Annotated in this window: 7 protein-coding genes; 5 read left to right on the forward strand and 2 right to left on the reverse strand. The window is 75.5% G+C overall.

Annotated elements, in window-relative coordinates; genetic code table 11:
• The first annotated feature begins 29 nt into the window (after positions 1-29).
• From BUE29_RS01605 to BUE29_RS01625, 5 genes are read left to right on the forward strand one after another with little or no spacing between them, the layout of a single operon-like run.
• Positions 30-1,154 (forward strand): M20/M25/M40 family metallo-hydrolase, encoded by a 1,125-nt coding sequence (locus BUE29_RS01605; RefSeq protein ID WP_200799986.1) that lies wholly within the window; start codon positions 30-32, stop codon positions 1,152-1,154.
• The gene (locus tag BUE29_RS01610; RefSeq protein WP_073385085.1) at positions 1,151-4,549 is read left to right on the forward strand and encodes a non-ribosomal peptide synthetase; all 3,399 of its coding nucleotides are present in this window, start codon (positions 1,151-1,153) and stop codon (positions 4,547-4,549) included. Before BUE29_RS01605 ends, BUE29_RS01610 begins: the two co-directional genes overlap by 4 nt.
• Positions 4,549-9,609: a non-ribosomal peptide synthetase gene (locus tag BUE29_RS01615; protein WP_073385089.1), complete on the forward strand. Its 5,061-nt coding sequence runs from the start codon at positions 4,549-4,551 to the stop codon at positions 9,607-9,609. Before BUE29_RS01610 ends, BUE29_RS01615 begins: the two co-directional genes overlap by 1 nt.
• Positions 9,606-13,289: an MFS transporter gene (locus BUE29_RS01620; RefSeq protein ID WP_073385093.1), complete on the forward strand. Its 3,684-nt coding sequence runs from the start codon at positions 9,606-9,608 to the stop codon at positions 13,287-13,289. The genes BUE29_RS01615 and BUE29_RS01620 overlap by 4 nt, the downstream gene beginning before the upstream one ends.
• 53 nt (positions 13,290-13,342) lie before the next feature.
• On the forward strand, positions 13,343-13,564 hold the full coding sequence (locus BUE29_RS01625) for an MbtH family protein (protein ID WP_073385095.1): 222 nt from the start codon (positions 13,343-13,345) through the stop codon (positions 13,562-13,564).
• Here BUE29_RS01625 and BUE29_RS01630 read toward each other — a convergent pair.
• Both BUE29_RS01630 and BUE29_RS01635 read right to left on the reverse strand, forming a co-directional pair.
• Positions 13,539-14,861 (reverse strand): D-alanine--D-alanine ligase family protein, encoded by a 1,323-nt coding sequence (locus BUE29_RS01630; protein WP_073385097.1) that lies wholly within the window; start codon positions 14,859-14,861, stop codon positions 13,539-13,541. The two genes, BUE29_RS01625 and BUE29_RS01630, sit on opposite strands and share 26 nt — an antisense overlap.
• On the reverse strand, positions 14,858-17,851 hold the full coding sequence (locus tag BUE29_RS01635) for a non-ribosomal peptide synthetase (protein WP_159440813.1): 2,994 nt from the start codon (positions 17,849-17,851) through the stop codon (positions 14,858-14,860). Before BUE29_RS01635 ends, BUE29_RS01630 begins: the two co-directional genes overlap by 4 nt.
• Between the last annotated feature and the right edge of the window lie 11 nt (positions 17,852-17,862).

Consider the following 17,862-nt stretch of genomic DNA (forward strand, 5'->3'; position numbering starts at 1 on the left):
GGGTCCGATAGGCGAGGGACGGTGCAGACGTGACTCCGCGGCGAGCCGACGTCCCCCGCGCCGACCCCGTCGACGACGCGTACGCCGCCGCCCTGCTCAAGTCCATGGTCGCCATCCCCTCGCCGTCCTTCGGCGAGGCCGCGCTGGCCCTGCACCTGCTCGCGGAGACCCGCGCGCAGGGCTTCACCTCGCACCTCGACGCGATGGGCAATTTGGTCGCCGTGACCGGTCGCGGCGACGGGCCGACGATCATGCTGCTGGGCCACATGGACACCGTGGCCGGCAGCCCGCCGGTCCGGATGTCCGACCGGTGCCTGTGGGGCCGCGGCAGCGTCGACGCGAAAGGGGCGCTCGCCGCGTTCCTGTGCACCGCGCGCGGGCTGCAGGACCTGCCCGCCCGCATCGTCGTCGTCGGGGCGGTCGAGGAGGAGACCCCCGGCTCCCGGGGCGCCGTCCACGTCCGGGACACGATGCCGCCGCCGGACTACCTCGTCGTCGGCGAGCCGAGCGGATGGTCCTCGGTCGTGCTGGGGTACAAGGGCAAGCTCGACCTCACCTACCGCGTCACGACACCGGCGACGCACTCGAGCAATCCGGCGGCGAAGGCCGGCGAGCTCGCGGCCGAGTTCTGGTTCGTGCTGCGCGAGCTCCTCGGCCCCGACTCCTCGCACACGCGTTTCGACCGGCCCGGCGGAACCCTGCTCTCGCTCGAGGCGACGATGACGCACGCGCGCGCCGACATCTGCGTGCGCACGCCGCCCGGCTTCGACGTGCCGGCGCTGCTGCTGGAGCTCGAACGGCGCTGCCCGGAGGGCACGGTCACCGTCCGCAACCAGGTGGCCGCCCACCGGGTCAATCGCACCGGCCCGGTCGCGACCGCCCTGTCCCGGGCCATCATCGACCACGGCGGCACCCCCCGGGCGCGGGTGAAGACCGCGACGTCGGACCTCAACACCGTCGCCGTGCGCTGGCAGCTGCCGATGGCGGTCTACGGCCCCGGCGACAGCGCGCTCGATCACAGCGACGACGAGCACATCGAGCTCGACGACTACTTCCGCAGCATCGCGGTCCTGCACGACGCGCTCACCGCCCTGGCCACGGCACCGCGTCCGACGTCGGCATCGCTCGCCGCGCTGACGGACAGCACCGGATGACCGCCGGCCCCGGACCCGGCCCCGCCCCGACGCCGACTGCGGCCGACGCGCGCAGCCGACTGGCGGCGATGACCCCGGAGCAACGGGCGCAGCTCGCCGACGAGCTACGGCGCCGCCGCGGCGAGCCCCGCCCGCGCGGCACGGGCCTGCGGGCGCACGACTGGCCGGAGACCGGGGCGTCGGCACCGGCGACCCCGCAGCAGCGGCGGATCTGGCTGGAGCAGCAGCTGGCGCCCGAGTCCACCGCGTACGTCCTGCCGGCGCTCGTCACGATCGCCGACACCGTCGACGTCGACCGGCTGGCCGCGGCCCTGCACACGGTCTCGCTGCGGCACGCCGCCCTGCGCACCACCGTCGCGCTGCGCGCGGACGGCGAGCTCGAGCAGCGGGTCGACGCGGCTCCCCTGCGCCTGGAGCGGCGGACCATCCGGCCGGGCGACCTCGACGACGAGGTGGCCACCCGGATCGCCGTGCCCTTCGATCTCGCCGTCGAGGCGCCGGCGCGCGCAGTCCTCTTCGAGTCCCCCGGGCCGTCCGGGCGCCCGGGCGAGCGACACCTCCTGCTGACACTGCACCACGTCGCGGTCGACGGCTGGTCGCTCGGCCTACTCGTCGACGACGTGTCCGCTGCCTATGCCGGCACGAGCCGCGCGGCGCCGCTGCAGTACCTCGACCATGCGCTCGACCGGGCCGCGAACCCTCCTTCCCCCGGCGGCGCCGCCCCGACCGACCCGCTGGCCGGTGCGGAGGCGCTGCCCTGGGACTCGCCCGGCGGCGCGCCCCGTCGGGCCGTCGTCCGGCACGTCGAGCTGCCCCCGGACCTGCTGGCCGCGCTGCACGCGGTCGAGCGCGGCGGCGGCCACACCCACTACGTCTCACTGGCCGCCGCGGTCGCGCTCGTGATCGCGCGCTGGTCGGGGCGCGACGACCTCGTGCTGGGCATGCCGGTGGCCAATCGCGACTCCCCCGACCGCGAGGGCATCGTCGGCCTGTTCATGGACAACCGCGCCGTGCGGGTGCGCACCACGAGCCGCACCGTGCGGGAGTTCCTGCTCGCCGTCCAGACGGTCGTGCTCGGCGAGCTGGCCCGGGACGCGACGCCCGCCGGCGCGCCCGATCCGACGGCGCTCGTCCGCGCCCTCGTCTCGCTGCGCAACGTCGACGTGCCGACGCTCGTCCTCGGCGACGCGACGTGTCCGGTGCGGCAGCTGCCGACCGGGCAGGCGCAGGTGCCCTTCCTGCTGGAGGTCGTCCCCCGCGCCGACGGCGGGGCCGACGGGTGGTTGGAGCTGGAGACGGCGGCGCTCGGCCCGGGTCTCGAGCCCGATCGCGTCGCCGCCGCGATCGTCCACACCCTCGAACTGCTGGCCGACCCGGCCACCGGCAGCGTGCGGCTCGCCGACCTCGACGTCCTGGACGCCGAGCACGCCCGGCTGGTCACCACGACGTTCCCCGGGATCGACGCGACCGGCGACCCCGGACCGGCGACCGTGCTCACGGCGTGGGCCGCACGGGTCGCCCACGAGCCCGACGCGGTCGTCGTCCTGGACGACGCCGCCGGCAGCGAGCACACCGTCGCCGAACTGGAGCGCTGGTCGCGGTCCCTGGCCGCCGGCCTGCGCCGCCACGGTGCGGGCGCCGGCACGCTCGTCGGCGTCGCGGTCGACCGCGGCCCGCTGCTGCTCGCCGTGCTGCTCGCCGTGCTGCGCACCGGCGCCGGGTACGTCCCGGTGGACCCCACCCTGCCGCCGGCCCGGCGGGCGCAGGTCGTGACCGATGCGGCACCGCTGCTCGTCGTCGGGGAGGGGCCGGCCGCGGCCAGCCTCCCGGTCCCGGTCGTCGCTCCCGGCGCGCTCGTCGACGAGCCCTCCCCCGCCGGCGCGGACGTCGAGGTGCCCCCGGGGGCCGCCGACGTCGCGTACGTGCTCTACACGTCGGGATCGACCGGCCGGCCCAAGGGCGTCGCGGTCGCACACGGGGCGATCGCCAACCGCGTCGCCCGGATGGTCGCCGCCGACGGCCTGGACCGCGCCGGCGAGCGCATCCTGCAGAAGACCTCGACCTCGTTCGACCCGTCGCTCACCGAGATGCTCGCGGGCCTCACCGGCAGGGGCACGATCGTCGTCGCCGCCCCGGGCCGGCACGGCGACCCGGCCTACCTGCTCGACGTCGTCGCCCGCCGCTCGGTGACCAGCTTCGACGTCGTGCCCTCGATGCTCTCGGTCCTCGTCGAGCACCGCGCGTTCGGGTCCGCGCTGGCCGGGGTGCGCCAGCTGTACTGCGGCGGCGAGGAGCTGGCACCGGACCTCGTCGCCCGCGTGCACGCCGCGCTCCCACACCTGCGTCTCGTCAACCTGTACGGCCCGACCGAGGCGGCGGTCGACGCCACGGCCCAGCTCGTCGAGCCGGGGGCCGGCCGGGTGCCGATCGGTCGGCCGATCCCGGGTACGTCCGCGTGGGTGCTCGATGCCACGCGGCGCCCCTGCCCGATCGGGGTCGACGGCGAGATCTACCTCGGCGGCCGGCAGTTGGCCCAGGGCTACCTCGGTCGCCCGGGTCTCACCGCCGCGGCGTTCGTGCCGTCGCCGTTCGAGGTCGGCCGGCGCGTCTACGCCACGGGCGACCGCGCACGGTGGGCGGCCGACGGCACCCTCGAGTTCCGCGGCCGGGTCGACGACCAGGTCAAGATCCGCGGCGTGCGGGTCGAGCCGGGCGAGGTCGAGAGCGCCCTGCGTCGCCATCCACTCGTCGGCGACGCCGCGGTGATCGTCAGCCCGGGTCCCGCACTCGCCGCGTACGTCACCGCCGCGACCGTCGAGCCGCCGACCGTCGAGCCGCCGACCGTCGAGCCGCCGACCGACGCGGTGCCGGGTTCGCCCCCGGCGGGCCTGGCCGAGTCCCTGCCGGCCCGGCTGCGCACGGACCTGGCCCGTGATCTGCCGCCGGCCATGGTCCCCGACGGCATCGTCGTCCTCGACGCCCTGCCGGTCGGCTCGTCGGGCAAGGTCGACCGCGCGGCGCTGCGGGCCCTCACCCCTTCCCCGTCGCCGGCCGGCGACGGCGTCGCGCCGGCGGACGACCTCGAGACCGTGCTCTGCTCGATCTGGTCGGCCGCGATCGGCCACGAGATCGCCGACGTGACGGCCGAGTTCTTCGAGGTCGGGGGCCACTCGCTGGCCGCACTGCGCATCCTCGGCCAGGTGCAGGAGCTGCTGCGCATCGACCTCACCGTCGCCGAGGTCCTGACCACGCCGACGATCCGCAGCACCGCCGCGGTCCTGCGAGAACGCGGTGCCGAGCGCGGCGTCGACGCCGACGCGGTCGCCTCCGTGGTCCGCCGGGTGATGTCGATGGACGCCGAATCGGTCGCCGCCGCGCTGCGGACCGGCGCCTGATGACCCTCGTCGCGGCACTGCGTGGTCACGCCCGCGAGCGACCCGACGAGGTGTCCCTCGCCTTCGACCGCGGTGACCGTCCCGACCTCGTGCTGACCTTCGCCGAGCTCGACACCCGGGTACGTCGGCTGGCCGCCGGCCTCGCCGCGACCGGGATCGCGCCCGGCGAACGGGTGCTCGTGGCCCACGAGCCGGGCCCCGACTACGTCACCGCGTTCCTGGGCTGCCTGCTGGCCCGGGTCGTCGCGGTGCCGGTGTACCCGCCGCGGTCGAGACGCGGCCTCGCCACCGTCGCCTCCATCGCCGGCGATGCCGGTGCGATCGGCGCGCTCGTCGACGACCCGACCGCGTGGTCCGCGGCGGATGCCCCGGTCCCCGCCCTGACGTGGGACGACGCCACCGCCCCCGATGACGCCCCCGATCCCGGGTCGGTCGCGCCCGACGACATCGCGTTCCTGCAGTACACCTCCGGCTCGACCGCGGAGCCCCGCGGCGTGGTGGTGCGTCACCGCAACCTCGTCGCCAACCTCGACGTCATCGCGACGGTGGTCGCGGCCGGCCCCGGCACACGCAGCGTCAGCTGGCTCCCGCCGTACCACGACATGGGCCTCATCGGCGGCATCCTGCAACCGGTGTACGCGGGCTTCCCGGTGCGCCTGCTCAGCCCGACGCAGTTCCTGCACGACCCCGGCCGCTGGTTGCGGGCGATCAGCGAGACGCGGGCCGACTGCAGTGCGGCGCCGACCTTCGCCTACGAGGAGTGCGTCCGCCGGGTGCCGGCCGAGCAGGTCGCGACCCTCGACCTCTCGTCCTGGCGTACGGCCATCGTCGGCGCCGAACCGGTCGACGCCGCGACCCTCGACCGGTTCGCCGAGCGCTTCGCGCCGGCGGGTTTCGACCCCACCGCGTTCGCCCCGTGCTACGGACTGGCCGAGGCGACCCTCTTCGTGACCGGGACCAAGAGAGCGGGCAGGTCGCCGAGCGTGCGAGCCGCCGATCGCGACGCCCTGGCCGCCGGTGCCGTCGTGGACGCGCACGCGGGCGAGAGCACGGCTGTCCTCGTCGGATGCGGCCGTCCGGGCGGGGATGTCGAGGTCGCGGTCGTCGACCCCGCCTCGGGGTTGCGGTGTCCGGCCGACCGGGTCGGCGAGGTGTGGACCCGGGGCCCCTCGGTCGCCGGCGGCTACTGGAACCGCGGCGACGCGGACGACTGGGACGCCGAGCTGGAGGGCCGTCGCGGGTGGCTGCGCACGGGCGACCTCGGCTTCGTCGACGCCGACGGCGAGCTGTTCGTCGCCGGGCGGAGCAAGGACGTCATGATCATCCGGGGCGTCAATCACCATCCGCACGCCGTCGAGAGCACGCTCGCCGAGGCCGTCGCCGGACTGCGCCGCGACCGGGTGGCGGTCTTCTCCGTCGACGCGCCGACCGGCGAGCGGGCCGTCGCCGTCGTCGAGGTGCCACGGTCCGACGGCGGACCCGAGCTCGTCGACGCGCTGCGTTCGGCCGCCGCGCGCGAGCACGGCATCGACCTCGCCGACGTCCGCGCGGTGCGACGGGGCAGCCTGCCCCGGACGACCAGCGGCAAGCTGCGGCGCCGTGCCACCCGGGCGGCCTACCTGACGGGCCGCTTCGGCGGCGGTGCGACCGCTCCCGCCGACACCGCGGCGGCCGGGGGCGACGACGAGCTGACCCGGCTCGTCGCGGCCGCGCTGGACACCACCGCGGCCGCCGTCCCGGCCGACCGACCGCTCACCTCCGCAGGGCTGGACTCGCTGCGGGCCGTGCGGCTGCGGGCCCTCGTCCTCGACCGCTTCGGCGTCCAGCTGCCCGTCGACGAACTCCTCGACGGCCTCACCCGCGACGGGATCGCCGCGCGGCTGGCGGCCGAGCCCGCGCCCGGGCCCGATCGGGCGACCCCGACCGAGGACGCCGCCGCCCCCACCCCGGGCCAACAGTCCCTGCTCGCCGTCGACCGGGCCGGCGGCTCGGCCGCCTACCACCTCGTCGCGGCCGGGTCGACGCGCACCGCCCTGCCCCCGGAGCGGCTGGCCGCGGCACTGGACGTCCTCGTCCGACGGCACCCGGCCCTGCGCACCGTCGTCGACCTGACGCCCGACGGCGTGGTCACCACCCACGTCGCCGGCGCCGTGCCCGCCCCGACGGTCACCGGGCACGACGTCACGGCCGCGACGTGGGACTCCCTCGTCTCGTCGTGGTCGGCCGAGCCGCTGCCGCTCGCGACACCGCCGCTGCTGCGCGCGATGGTCGGCCGGCTGCCCGACGGCAGCGGGCGCGTCGCGGTGTGCGTCCACCACATCGCCGCCGACGCCATCAGCGGCGGCGTCCTGGCCGAGGAGTTGGGCGCGGCGCTGCGCGGTGAGCTCGACCCGGCCGAGGTGCCGGTCGCCCGCACCACCGCGGCGCCCGCCGCCGGCGATCTCGACTACTGGCACGCCACGCTGGCCGGCGCCGCCCCACCGGCCGGACCGGTCGCCGTGGATCTCGACGCGCCGGACACCGGCACCGACCTGTATTCGTTCGACCTCGACGAGCCCCTCACCCGGGCGATCGGCCGGCTCGCCGGCAGGCACCGGGCGACGCCGTTCATGGTGCTGGCCGGCGCGTTCGCCGCCACCGTCTCGCGGTACTGCGGCTCGGACGGCGAGGACGTCGTCATCGGCACCGCGAGCGCGGGACGACCCGACCTCGCCGCGCTGCGCGCGGTCGGCTTCCACACCACCACGCTGCCCCTGCGCATCGATCTCACCGGTCGGCCCACGGGTGGCGATCTCCTCGCCCGCACGCGCGCCGCCTGTCTCGGCGCGTACGCCCACGACGCCGTGCCCTACGAGCAGATCCTCGGCACGTGGCGCGCCGGGCGGCAGGACTCCGCCGAGCGCCGCCTCGTCCGGCACCTCGTCGTCCTGCACGACCGCGCACCGCAGATCCGGCTCGACGGCGCGGTCGTCGAGCTCGGCATGCGGCCCTCTCCCCGGCCACGTTTCGACGTCGAACTGCACCTCACCCGTAGGGCCGACGGCACGCTCACCGGCCAGCTGGTCACCGCGCGGCCGCTGGCGGCGGGCCGCCCGGACGACATCGCGGCCCTGGTCGTCGCGCATCTCGAGGAGCTCGTGCGCGACGAGCCGCGGTCGCTGTCCGCCGTGCCTCTCCCGGCGGCCGCAGCCACGACGGTCGCGGGTTGGGAACACGGCGGCGAGGCGCCCGCTCCACTCGACCCGATCGCGAGCCTGCAACGCGACGCCCGCGCCCGACCGGACGACGTCGCGGTGCTCGACATCGACGACACCCCGGTCCCGTACCGTCGGCTGCACGAGCTGGTCATGGCGACCGCGGCGGCGGTGCGCGCGCACGGCGCCGTGCCGGCCGACGTCGTGGGCGTCCTCGGCCACCGCGGCGCCCCCACCCTCGCCGCCGTCCTCGGCGTCCTGGCCACCGGCTGCGTGTACCTGCCGCTCGACCCGGACCACCCGCCGGCTCGGGTGGCCGACCTGGTCGCCGACACCAGCCCGGCGGTGCTGCTCCACGGGTCGGGCACGACGCCACCGGCCGGCACGGCCGGGCCGACGGTCCCGATCCCGACCTCACCCCTGCCCGTCGACGGGCGCGTCGAGCCCCTCACCCCGGCCCGCGACGACGCCGCCGCCTACCTCGTGCACACCTCCGGCTCCACCGGTCGGCCGAAGGGTGCGGTGAACACCGCGCGCGGCCTCGGCGTCCGGCTGGCCTGGGCCCGCGAGCGGATGTCGCTGCGGCCCACCGATCGGGTCCTGGTGAAGACCCCGGTGTCGTTCGACGTGTCGGTGTGGGAGCTCACCTTGCCGATCGCCGCCGGAGCCGTCGCGGTCGTGTGCGCCCCCGGTGAGCACCGCGACCCCGTCGCGCTCCACGACCGCATGCGCCGGACGGGAGTGACCGTGGCGCACTTCGTCCCGTCCATGCTGGACGCCTTCCTCGACTACGAGGGCCCGGCACTGCCCAGCCTGCGCCTGGTGGTCGTCAGCGGGGAGGCGCTGGCTGCAGCCACGGCCCGCCGTCTCGCGGACCGTTATCCGGCCGCGCGCCTGCTGAACCTGTACGGCCCGGCCGAGGCGGCGATCGACGTGAGCGCCCACGACGTCCAGCCGGACGACCGGTCGGTGCCGATCGGCCGCCCGGTGCCGGGCACGACGCTGCGCATCCTCACCGGCGACCTCGCACGACAGCCGACCGGCGCGCCCGGCCAGCTGTACATCGGCGGCTCCCAGGTGGGCCGGGGCTACCACGCCCGCCCGGCCACGACCGCCGCCCGCTTCGGACCCGACCCGTTCGACCCGGGCGCCCGGCTGTACGCCACCGGCGACCTCGCCCGGTGGCGGACCGACGGCACGATCGAGTTCCTGGGCCGCGTCGACGACCAGGTGAAGATCCGCGGCCAACGCGTCGAACCGGGCGAGGTCGCCGCCGCGCTCGGCACGGCGGCCGGGGTCACCTCCGCGGCCGCCGTCGTCGCGTCCGGCGAGCTGATCGGCTTCGTGTGCGGCGCCGCACCGAACCCCGACGCCGTCCGCCGGCACGTGGCCGCCCTCCTGCCGTCGGCCGCCGTGCCGGCCGCCGTCCTGGTCCTGCCCACCCTGCCGGTCACCACGAACGGCAAGCTCGACCGTCGTGCCCTGCGCGAGGTGGCGACCGCGCGCACGCGCGTCGCCCCGGCCCGGGCCCCGGTCGCGCCGCGCGACCCCACCGAGACCGCGATCGCCGCGCTCTGGCGCGACGTCCTCGGCGGCCCGACACCAGGCGTCCTGGACGACTTCTTCGACAGCGGTGGCGACTCGCTGTCCGCGGCGCGACTGCTGGCCCGCGTCACCTCGCGGTTCGGGGTGACCCTCGCGCTCGACGAGGTCCTGGCCGGGCACCGCACGGTCGCCGCCATCGCCGAACTGCTCACGTCCGCCGAGCTCGCGCAGGCGTCGGACGACGAGCTGCTCGCGGCACTCGACGCGCTCGACGCGGCGGACCCGCCGCCCGCGCCACCGCCGGCCGAGGAGGCGGGATGAGCTCGACGCACGATCCCGATGCGCCGGCGGACGCGACACCCGCGCGCACGGCCTGGCCTCGCTCGTTCCGGCTGCTCGCGTACGCGTCGCTGATCTCGGGTCTGGGCGACGGGGCCCGGTTCGCCGCCCTGCCGCTGCTCGCGACGACCATCACCGGCAACACCCTGCTGGTCGCGGCGGTCACGATCGCCGGACAGCTGCCGCTGCTGCTCGTCGGCCCGGTCGCGGGCGTCGTCGTCGACCGCAGCGACCGCGCCCGACAGCTGTGGCGCACGGCCACCGTCCAAGCGGTCGTCATGGGGGTGTTCGCGGCACTGGTGATCGCCGGCTCGTCCGGGATATGGATCATCCTGGTCGCCTCGTTCGTGCTGGCCGCGACCGAGACGCTGAGCTTCAACCTGCAGGCCGCGGCCGTACCCGACCTCGTGCCGCCCCAGCGGCTACCCGCCGCGAACAGCATCGTGCAGGGTGCGCAGTTCGTCGCCAGCGACCTCGTCGGCATCGCGATCGGCTCGCTGCTGTTCAGCTGGCACCCGACCGCGCCGTTCGTCGTCGACGCGGTGTCGTTCGCGCTCGCCGCCGCCCTGCTCGGTGGCGTCCGGCTGCGGCGGCGGGGCCCCACCGCAACGGCGACGGCAACGGCAGCACCGACCAAGGTCAGCGTCGCAAGCGTCCGGTCCGACATCGTCTTCGGCGTGCGCTGGCTGTGGAGCCACCGACTGCTGCGTGCCCTGTGCCTGGTGACCGCCCTGGGCAACTTCGTCGTCATCAGCATCCTGTCGATCGCGGTGCTGTTCGCCCTGAAGGTCCTCGGCGTGACCGCCGCCGTGTACGGCCTGTTGATGGCGGTGATCGCCGTGGGCGGGCTCGTCGGCCTGCTGCTGGCGCCGCTGATCGACCGAGCCGTCGGCCCGGGCCGGGCCCTGCAGCTCACCTTCGGCATCGCCCCGTTGCCGACCCTGGTCGTCGGGCTCACGGACTCCCCGGTCGTCGCCTCGATCGCGCTGTTCTTCGTCAGCGGCAGCGTCTCGATCGGCAACGTCGTCAGCGTCTCGGTCCGCCAGTCGGTCGTCCCGCGCGAGCTGTTCGGTCGCGTGAACGCCTCCTTCCGCCTGCTGGCCTCCGGTTTCGGCCCGGCCGCCGGTGCCGTCGCCGGCGGACTGGCCGAGGCGTTCGGGCTGCACGCGCCGTTCCTCTTCGGCGCGCTGGTGTTCCTCGTCGGGGCCGTCATCGGCGCGCTCGCCATCTCCAACACGGCGATCGAGCACGGCCGCTCCGCGCGCGTCGACGCCGACGGCGACGGCGACGGCGACGACGCCACCGGACCTGTCGTCGACGAGGTCCTCGCGCCGGCCGAGCGGCCGGTCGACACGCCGGCCCTGCGCCACCGGCTCGCAGCCGCCGGGCTGGTGCTCGTGCTCGCCGCCCTCGTCGTCGTGCAGACCGCCGGCCTCCGGCTACCCGACTCGCCGCCGCGCACCGTCGGCGCGGGCACGTTCTCCGGACAACGCGCCGTCGACACGATCGGCCGCCTCGCCCACCTGCACCGCACCATCGGCAAGCCGGGCAACGACGAGGCCCGAGCCGCCATCGTCGCCGGCTTCACCCGCCTGGGCCTGCACCCGACCGTCACGACGCGCACCGCCGCGGTCAGCTCGGCCGACACCACCCACGCCGTCGGCACGGTCAGCGACATCGTGACGATGGTGCGGGGCAGCGATCCGACGGGCACCGTGGTCGTCGACGCCCACTACGACTCCGTCCCGACCGGATTCGGCGCCGTCGACGACCTGCTCAACGTCGGCGTCGTCCACGAGCTGGCCCGCGCCCTGACCCACGGCGAGCGTCCGCGCAACAACATCGTCTTCCTCGTCGCCGACGGCGAGGAGGAGGGCTCGCTGGGAGCGAAGGCGTTCGTCGACGCCCACCTGGTCGATCCGGCCCGCACCGTGGTCCTCAACCTGGAGGCGCGGGGCACGAACGGGCCCGCCGTCATGTTCCAGACCGTCGGCCGTCGCGTCGGCCACGCCTTGGACGCCCTCGGGCGCGGCACCATCACCGCGACATCGGTGTCCAACGAGGTGTACCGGCTGCTGCCCAACGACACCGACCTGACGGTGTTCGGCGACCATGGCTACAGCGGCCTCAACTTCGCGCTGATCGGGGGGTCCCCCGACTACCACACGCCCCACGACGACGCCACGCGCCTTCACCCCGGCGCCGCGCAGGCGATGGGCGACGCGACCCTGGGCCCACTGCGCTATCTGTCGACCGCCGACCTCCGCCACGACGCGACCGGGAGCCGCACGTACTTCTCCACGACGTGGTCCACCATCGACTGGCCGCACTGGCTCGACTTCGTCATCTGTCCGCTGGCGGTCGCGCTGCTGCTCGGCCTCGTCGGCGGCGGCGGGCGACTGGGGCTGCGACGGCGCTCGATAGGCAAGGCGGCAGCCGGCTTCGCCCTGCCGGTGCTCGGCAGCGGCATCCTCGCCTTCGGCGTCTGGTACGTCGAGACCGCGGTCAAGCCCGAGCTGCTGCAGTTCACCAGCGGCGACACCTACCATCCCGCGACCACGATCGCGGGCCTCGCGATCGGCGGCGCCGCGCTCCTCGTCCTCTGGTACCGCTGGATGCGGCGCACGGCCCGTCCGCTCGAGATCGTGGTGGGCATCCTGTGCTGGCTGGCCGGGCTCGGTGTCGTCCTGCTGGTCGTCGCCCCGACCGCGAGCTACATCGTGGCCGTGCCGGCCCTGATCGGCGGGCTGCTCGCCCTGGTGACGGCGGCCGTCACCACACCCGAGTCGGCCTGGCGTCCGCTCGCCGGCGCCGGCATCGTCGTCGTCCCGGTGCTGCTCATGTACCCCGTCGTGTCGCTGCTCTTCCCCACCCTCGGCCTGTCCCTCGCGGCGCCCGGACTGATCTTCGGGGTGCTCGCGTTCGCCGGTCTCGCCGCCCTGCTGGAGCTCGTCCCCCGGGCGGGCCTGCGGGTGCTGACGCCACTGACCGGCGTCGCGGCGGTCGCGGTCCTGGTGCTCGGCTACGCGATCGACGGCACGGACGCCCGACACCCGCGCAGCGTGAGCATCGGGTACGCGGTCGACGGCGACACCGGCACCGCTCGGTGGGTCAGTGACGCACCGGTTGCCGACCCGGCGATCGCCTCGCTGGTGCCGCGGTCGGCGAACCTCGCCACCGAGTTCCCGAGCCTCGCCGACCGCACCTTCCTCGTCGGACCGGCGAGCCGCAGCGCCGCCCTCACGCCGATCCGTCTGACCGGCAGCGCCGTGCACGCCGAGCCGGGTGGCCGAGCCGCCGTGTTCACCGTCCGGCCGCCCGCGGGTACCGAGTCGACCTACGTGTACGCACACGTCGCCTCGGGGGTGTCGGTCCGCTCGGCGGTCGCCGGGGGGCAGCGCCTACCCGGCGGGACCAACCGGTCGTTCGCGCCCGGCGGCTGGACGTGGGGTTTCCGCTTCAGCGGAGTGCACCGCGACGGCATCCCGGTGACGCTCCATCTCGGTGGCACGGGGCCGATCCAGGTGCGCGTCGTCGCCGAACAGGCCGGCCTCCCGGCGGTGGCGGGCGCCCCGACCCTGCCGAAGGACGCGTCCTTCTCGCCGTGGCCCTCGGTCGCCGGACAGTCGATAATCGTCGGCACGTTCGACCTGACGCCCTGACCCCACCCCGACCCCACCCACCCCGACGAGAACCGGACACGGAGGACGACGCGATGAGCGAGCCGGAGGACGATCGGATCTACACCGTCGTGCGCAACGACGAGGGCCAGTACGCGCTCTGGCCGGCCGACCTCGACGTTCCCGCCGGGTGGGTCGAGCAGGGCAGGCGCGGCACCGAGCAGGAGTGCAGCGACTGGGTCGACACGGTCTGGACCGACATGCGACCGCTGAGCCTCGTGCGCGCGAGCGCTACTCCGCCGCCCGCAACCCCGTGACCCCGGCGTCGGTCGCGGCGGCCGCCACGTAGGGCGCCACGGCCGCGCCGCGCGGCGCACCCGCGATCCGCACGATCCGGATGCCGTCGCGTTCGCGACGCCACTGCACCGTGACACCGTCGCAGACGAGCTCGCCGCGCGACGGCCGGTCCGGCGCGCCATGGTCCGGATCCGGAATCCACGCCACCGTTCCCGGGCTGTCTCGCAGCGTCGACGCGACGAACTCCTCCAGCTCGGACGTGCCGATCGACGCGTACGGCGCGTCCGTGCCCTCCTGCGTGTCACGGGCGAACAGGCGGAACGGGACGTCGGGGCGACCGGCCCACAGCGTGAGTCCGGAGACGTGACGGGGGTTGAGCTCGGTGGCCACGAAGTCGCGACCCGCCACCCCGTCGACGCTGAAGACCCCCCGGTACCCGTCCTGCTCGGCGAGCAGCGTGCCGACGCGTCGAGTCGCCCGCCGGATACCGTCCCGCACCGGGGCCGGGGCGTGCCAGTGGGTGGACGTCCCGCAGTACACCAGCGGCGCGGGTTCCGGTCCCAGCAGCGTCAGGATCTCGAACGGCTCGAAGACCGCGACGCCGTCCGGGCGGACCATGCCCAGGATGCTGAAGGGAACGCCGTCGACGAAGGTCGCGGCCCGCGCCGTCGCGCTGAAGCGGGCGAGGTCGGCGAGCGCGGCCCGGGTCTCGTCCGGCGAGTGCACCCACCGCAGCCCCTTGGAGCTGCCGAGCACGACCTGGCTCGCGTCGGCAGCGATCATCACGCCCCGGCCGCGATCGAGTCCGGCCAGGATGCCCGCGGCGTCCGGCGGGTCGCTCAGGTCGACGATGCGGTGCGCCGGCGCCGGCATGCCCGCCGCGGCCCAGAGCGTGTCCACCGCGGTCTTGTCCTCCCAGCGGGCCGAGTCCGCCCGCCACCAGCCGTGGACCGGTCGCCCGAAGAGCTCGGGAACCGCGGTGTACGTGCTGGCCAGGACGCGTGCCTGCCGATGGGGATCCACGACGTCGAGGAACGTCGCGACGTCGTCCGGCGCCGTGCGCAGCCAGCGGTCGAACCCGGTGCGCGTCAGCCGGTGGCCATGACCGCTGGCCGCCCAGCGCGGTGCCGCGGGATGGACGTCGACCGGGATGGGCTCGGCGCTGACGATGCCGCGCACGTCCGCCCCGACGGCGGCGAGCTCGGCGGCGAGGGCGCGCATCGCACCGTCGAAGCGGTTGACGGCCAGCACGACCGGTGCGGCGGACCACCGGTCGCGTACGAGCGCGGCCAGCCGGTCACCGACCTCGGCAGTCACGCCCGCGGGCCGATCGTCGCACCGAGATCCAGCACGATCTGCGCCGCGGCGTGCGGTGCGGTCTGCACGAAGTAGTGATCCGCATCCGGCACCCGGACGTGCCGGATGCCGGGCACGAGGTCGAGCCAGCCGCGTCGGTCGTCCGGGCCGAGCGGGTGATCCCGTTCGCCGACCGCCAGCACGGCCGGGACGCGCACGGCGGGGCCGACGCGGCGCTCGCGGAGATAGTGCAGCGCGGCGAGGACATCGCGGCGGTATCGCCGCACGGCCCGTTCGTCGAGGAGGTCGCCGATGTCGCCCGACGCGCCCGGCTCGGTGAGCGCGGCGAGCTCGGCCTCGAGGTCGGCGCGGGCGAGCTCGGCGCCGCCCTCGTGCCACTGCTCGATGCGAGTGTCGAGGCGCGCGTCGGCCGGGAGGGCGAACGCACCGATCACCAGCGCTCGTACCGGGATCGCTCGGCGAGCGAGCTCGTCGCACACGGCGATCGCGAGCGCTGCGCCCGCGGAGTGGCCCCACACCACCGGCTCTCGGACGCCGAGGTGCGCGGCCTCGTCGACGATCCGGTGCGCGGTGCGCGTCAGGACGCCGTCGGTGCCGCCGAGCCCGGCGCCGTCGGCCGGCACGTCGTCGGCCGGCACGTCGTCGGCCGGCCGGTCGCAGCCCAGGACTCGGATCCCGTGCGCGTGCAGTGCCGCGGCCATCGGCGCGAAGGCCGCCGCCGTGCCACCTGCGTAGGGGCAGGCGATCACGTCGCCGGCAGCCGCCTCGCCGAAGGCATGGACGAGCGGACGATCGCCGGTGTGGGTGAGGCGGGTCGCGAGCTCGGCGAGGGTCGGTGCCCGCAGGAAGTCCTCGGCGCGCACCCGGCCGTCGAGCCGGGCCACCACCCGCAGTGCGGCGACGGAGGTGCCGCCCAGCGCGGTGAAGGCGTCGTCCCGGTCGATGTCGTCCGGCCCGCAGCCGAGCACGGCCGCCCACGCCTGCGCGAGCAGCCGCTCCGCCGGGGTGACCAGCCGCGGCGGCGTGGTCCGGTTCGCGCCGACCGGGGCCGCCGCCGTAGCCAGCGTCACCCGGTCGACCTTGCCGTTGTCGGTCAGCGGCAACCGGTCGACCCAGTGGAACTCGCTCGGCACCAGGTGGGGCGGGACGACGTCGGCCAGCGCCGCCCGGTACCGGGCGAGGGGACGGTGCGGCGCAGCGGCGACGAACGCGGCGAGGCGGGCGGCCGGGCCGCGTCCCAGGACGACGACGGCGCAGTCGCTGTCGTCGGCGGCGACCCGCAGGTTGGCCTCGATCTCGCCGATCTCGATGCGATGGCCATTGATCTTGATCTGACTGTCCCTGCGGCCGAAGAACTCCAGTGCGCCGTCGGGCCGCCAGCGACCGAAGTCGCCGGTCCGGTAGAGCGTGCCGCCGGGGACGAACGGGTCCGGGACGAACGCGGCCGCCGTACGTTCGGGATCCCCGCAGTAACCGAGGCCGACGCACACCCCACCGAAGACGAGCTCGCCGGGGGCGCCGAACGGCACGAGCCGCAGGTCGGCGTCCACGACGTACGCGGTGACGTTCTGGACCGGGCGTCCGAGCGGCACCACGCCGTCGGCGGGCGGCGCGCCGAGCAGCTGATGACACGTGTCGTCGGATGTCTCGGTCAGGCCGTAGGCGTTGAGCAGCGGGACGTCGGGCACGGTGGCGAACCAGCGCTCGACGAGGTCGGGCAGCAGCGCCTCGCCGGTCACGCTCACGGCGCGCAGTGCCGCCGGTGCCCGGCCCCGCCGGGTGAGCTCGTCGATGACGACGTCGAGATAGGACGGAACGACCTGGACGACGGTGATCCGTTCACGGTCGAGGAGGTCGACGAAGCGCGAGACGTCGGTGACGACGTCCTGCGGCACGACCACGACGACGCCACCGGTGACCAGCGGTGCCAGGACCTGCCAGATGGAGATGTCGAAGCACTGCGGGGCGACCTGTGCCAGGCGCGCGTCCGCCCCCATCCCGAGGTCGGCGATCTTGGCCGCGACGTGGTTGCGCATGCCGTCGTGCCCGAGCAACGAGGCCTTGGGCTGTCCCGTCGAGCCCGAGGTGAAGAAGATGTACGCGGCGTCGTCCGGGCGGAGGTCGACCGGCGGCGCCGCCGCGTCGGCGTCGGCGTCGGCAGCGGCGGCGAGCAGGGCTGCCATGGTCTCGACGCGGTGGCCGTCGGCCAGCGCGAGGCGTGCGGCGAGGTCGTCGCCGCGCGTGTCGGTCAGCACGACGCGCGCCCCGGACCGGACGACCATCTGCCGGATCCGCTCCGCGGGGAAGCGGGGATCGATCGGGCAGTAGACGGCGCCGCTACGCAGGACGCCGAGCAGGACGAGCACCCAGTCCGCGTGCCGCTCGCTGACGACGGCGACGACGTCGCCGCGCCCGACGCCGCCGGCGGCCAGGGCAGCCGAGACACGACCCGACGCGGCCTCGACGTCGGCGTAGCTCCAGGTGCGCGCGCCGTCGACCAGGGCGGGCGACGGGCCGAGCCGGGCGCAGTTGGCGACGATGCGGTCGGGCACCAGCAGGTCGTCGACGGGGACCGACGCGCCGTGCAGGGTCCGCTGTTGCCACGCCTCCTCGGCTGCGTCGATCAGTCGCCCGGCGCTCGCGTCGGCGTCCGGGTCGTCGACGAGCAGGCCCAGGGCCGCCTCGTGGTAGCCGACGAGGCGCACGGCTGCGTCACCGCTGTCGGCGTGGACGGTCAGCTCGTCGCCGTCCAGCGTGACCGTCGTGGCCCGACGGGCGTCGGCGAGACGCAGCGCCCCCGCCACCGGGCCGAGCTGGTGGTGCAGGTCGCGCCAGGTGGCGCCCGCCAGGTCGACGGCGACCGTGGTGGTCGAGGAGTCCCCGTCCGTGCCCTCGGCCTCGACCTCGACGAGGTCGTCCCCGCTCAGCTCGCCGGCGACCCGCAGGTGCGCGGCGAGCACCGCGCTCGGCAGGTCGAACGGAGGAGGCACGGACGACAGGA

The sequence above is a fragment of the Jatrophihabitans endophyticus genome, assembly GCF_900129455.1.
Taxonomy (GTDB): Bacteria; Actinomycetota; Actinomycetes; order Mycobacteriales; family Jatrophihabitantaceae; genus Jatrophihabitans; species Jatrophihabitans endophyticus.

Bases quoted from the DNA above. Each gene is read 5' to 3' on its own strand.
- BUE29_RS01610 (WP_073385085.1), top strand. From the start codon at position 1,151: ATGACCGCCGGCCCCGGACCCGGCCCCGCCCCGACGCCGACTGCGGCC.
- BUE29_RS01615 (WP_073385089.1), top strand. From the start codon at position 4,549: ATGACCCTCGTCGCGGCACTGCGTGGTCACGCCCGCGAGCGACCCGAC.
- BUE29_RS01620 (WP_073385093.1), top strand. From the start codon at position 9,606: ATGAGCTCGACGCACGATCCCGATGCGCCGGCGGACGCGACACCCGCG.
- BUE29_RS01625 (WP_073385095.1), top strand. From the start codon at position 13,343: ATGAGCGAGCCGGAGGACGATCGGATCTACACCGTCGTGCGCAACGAC.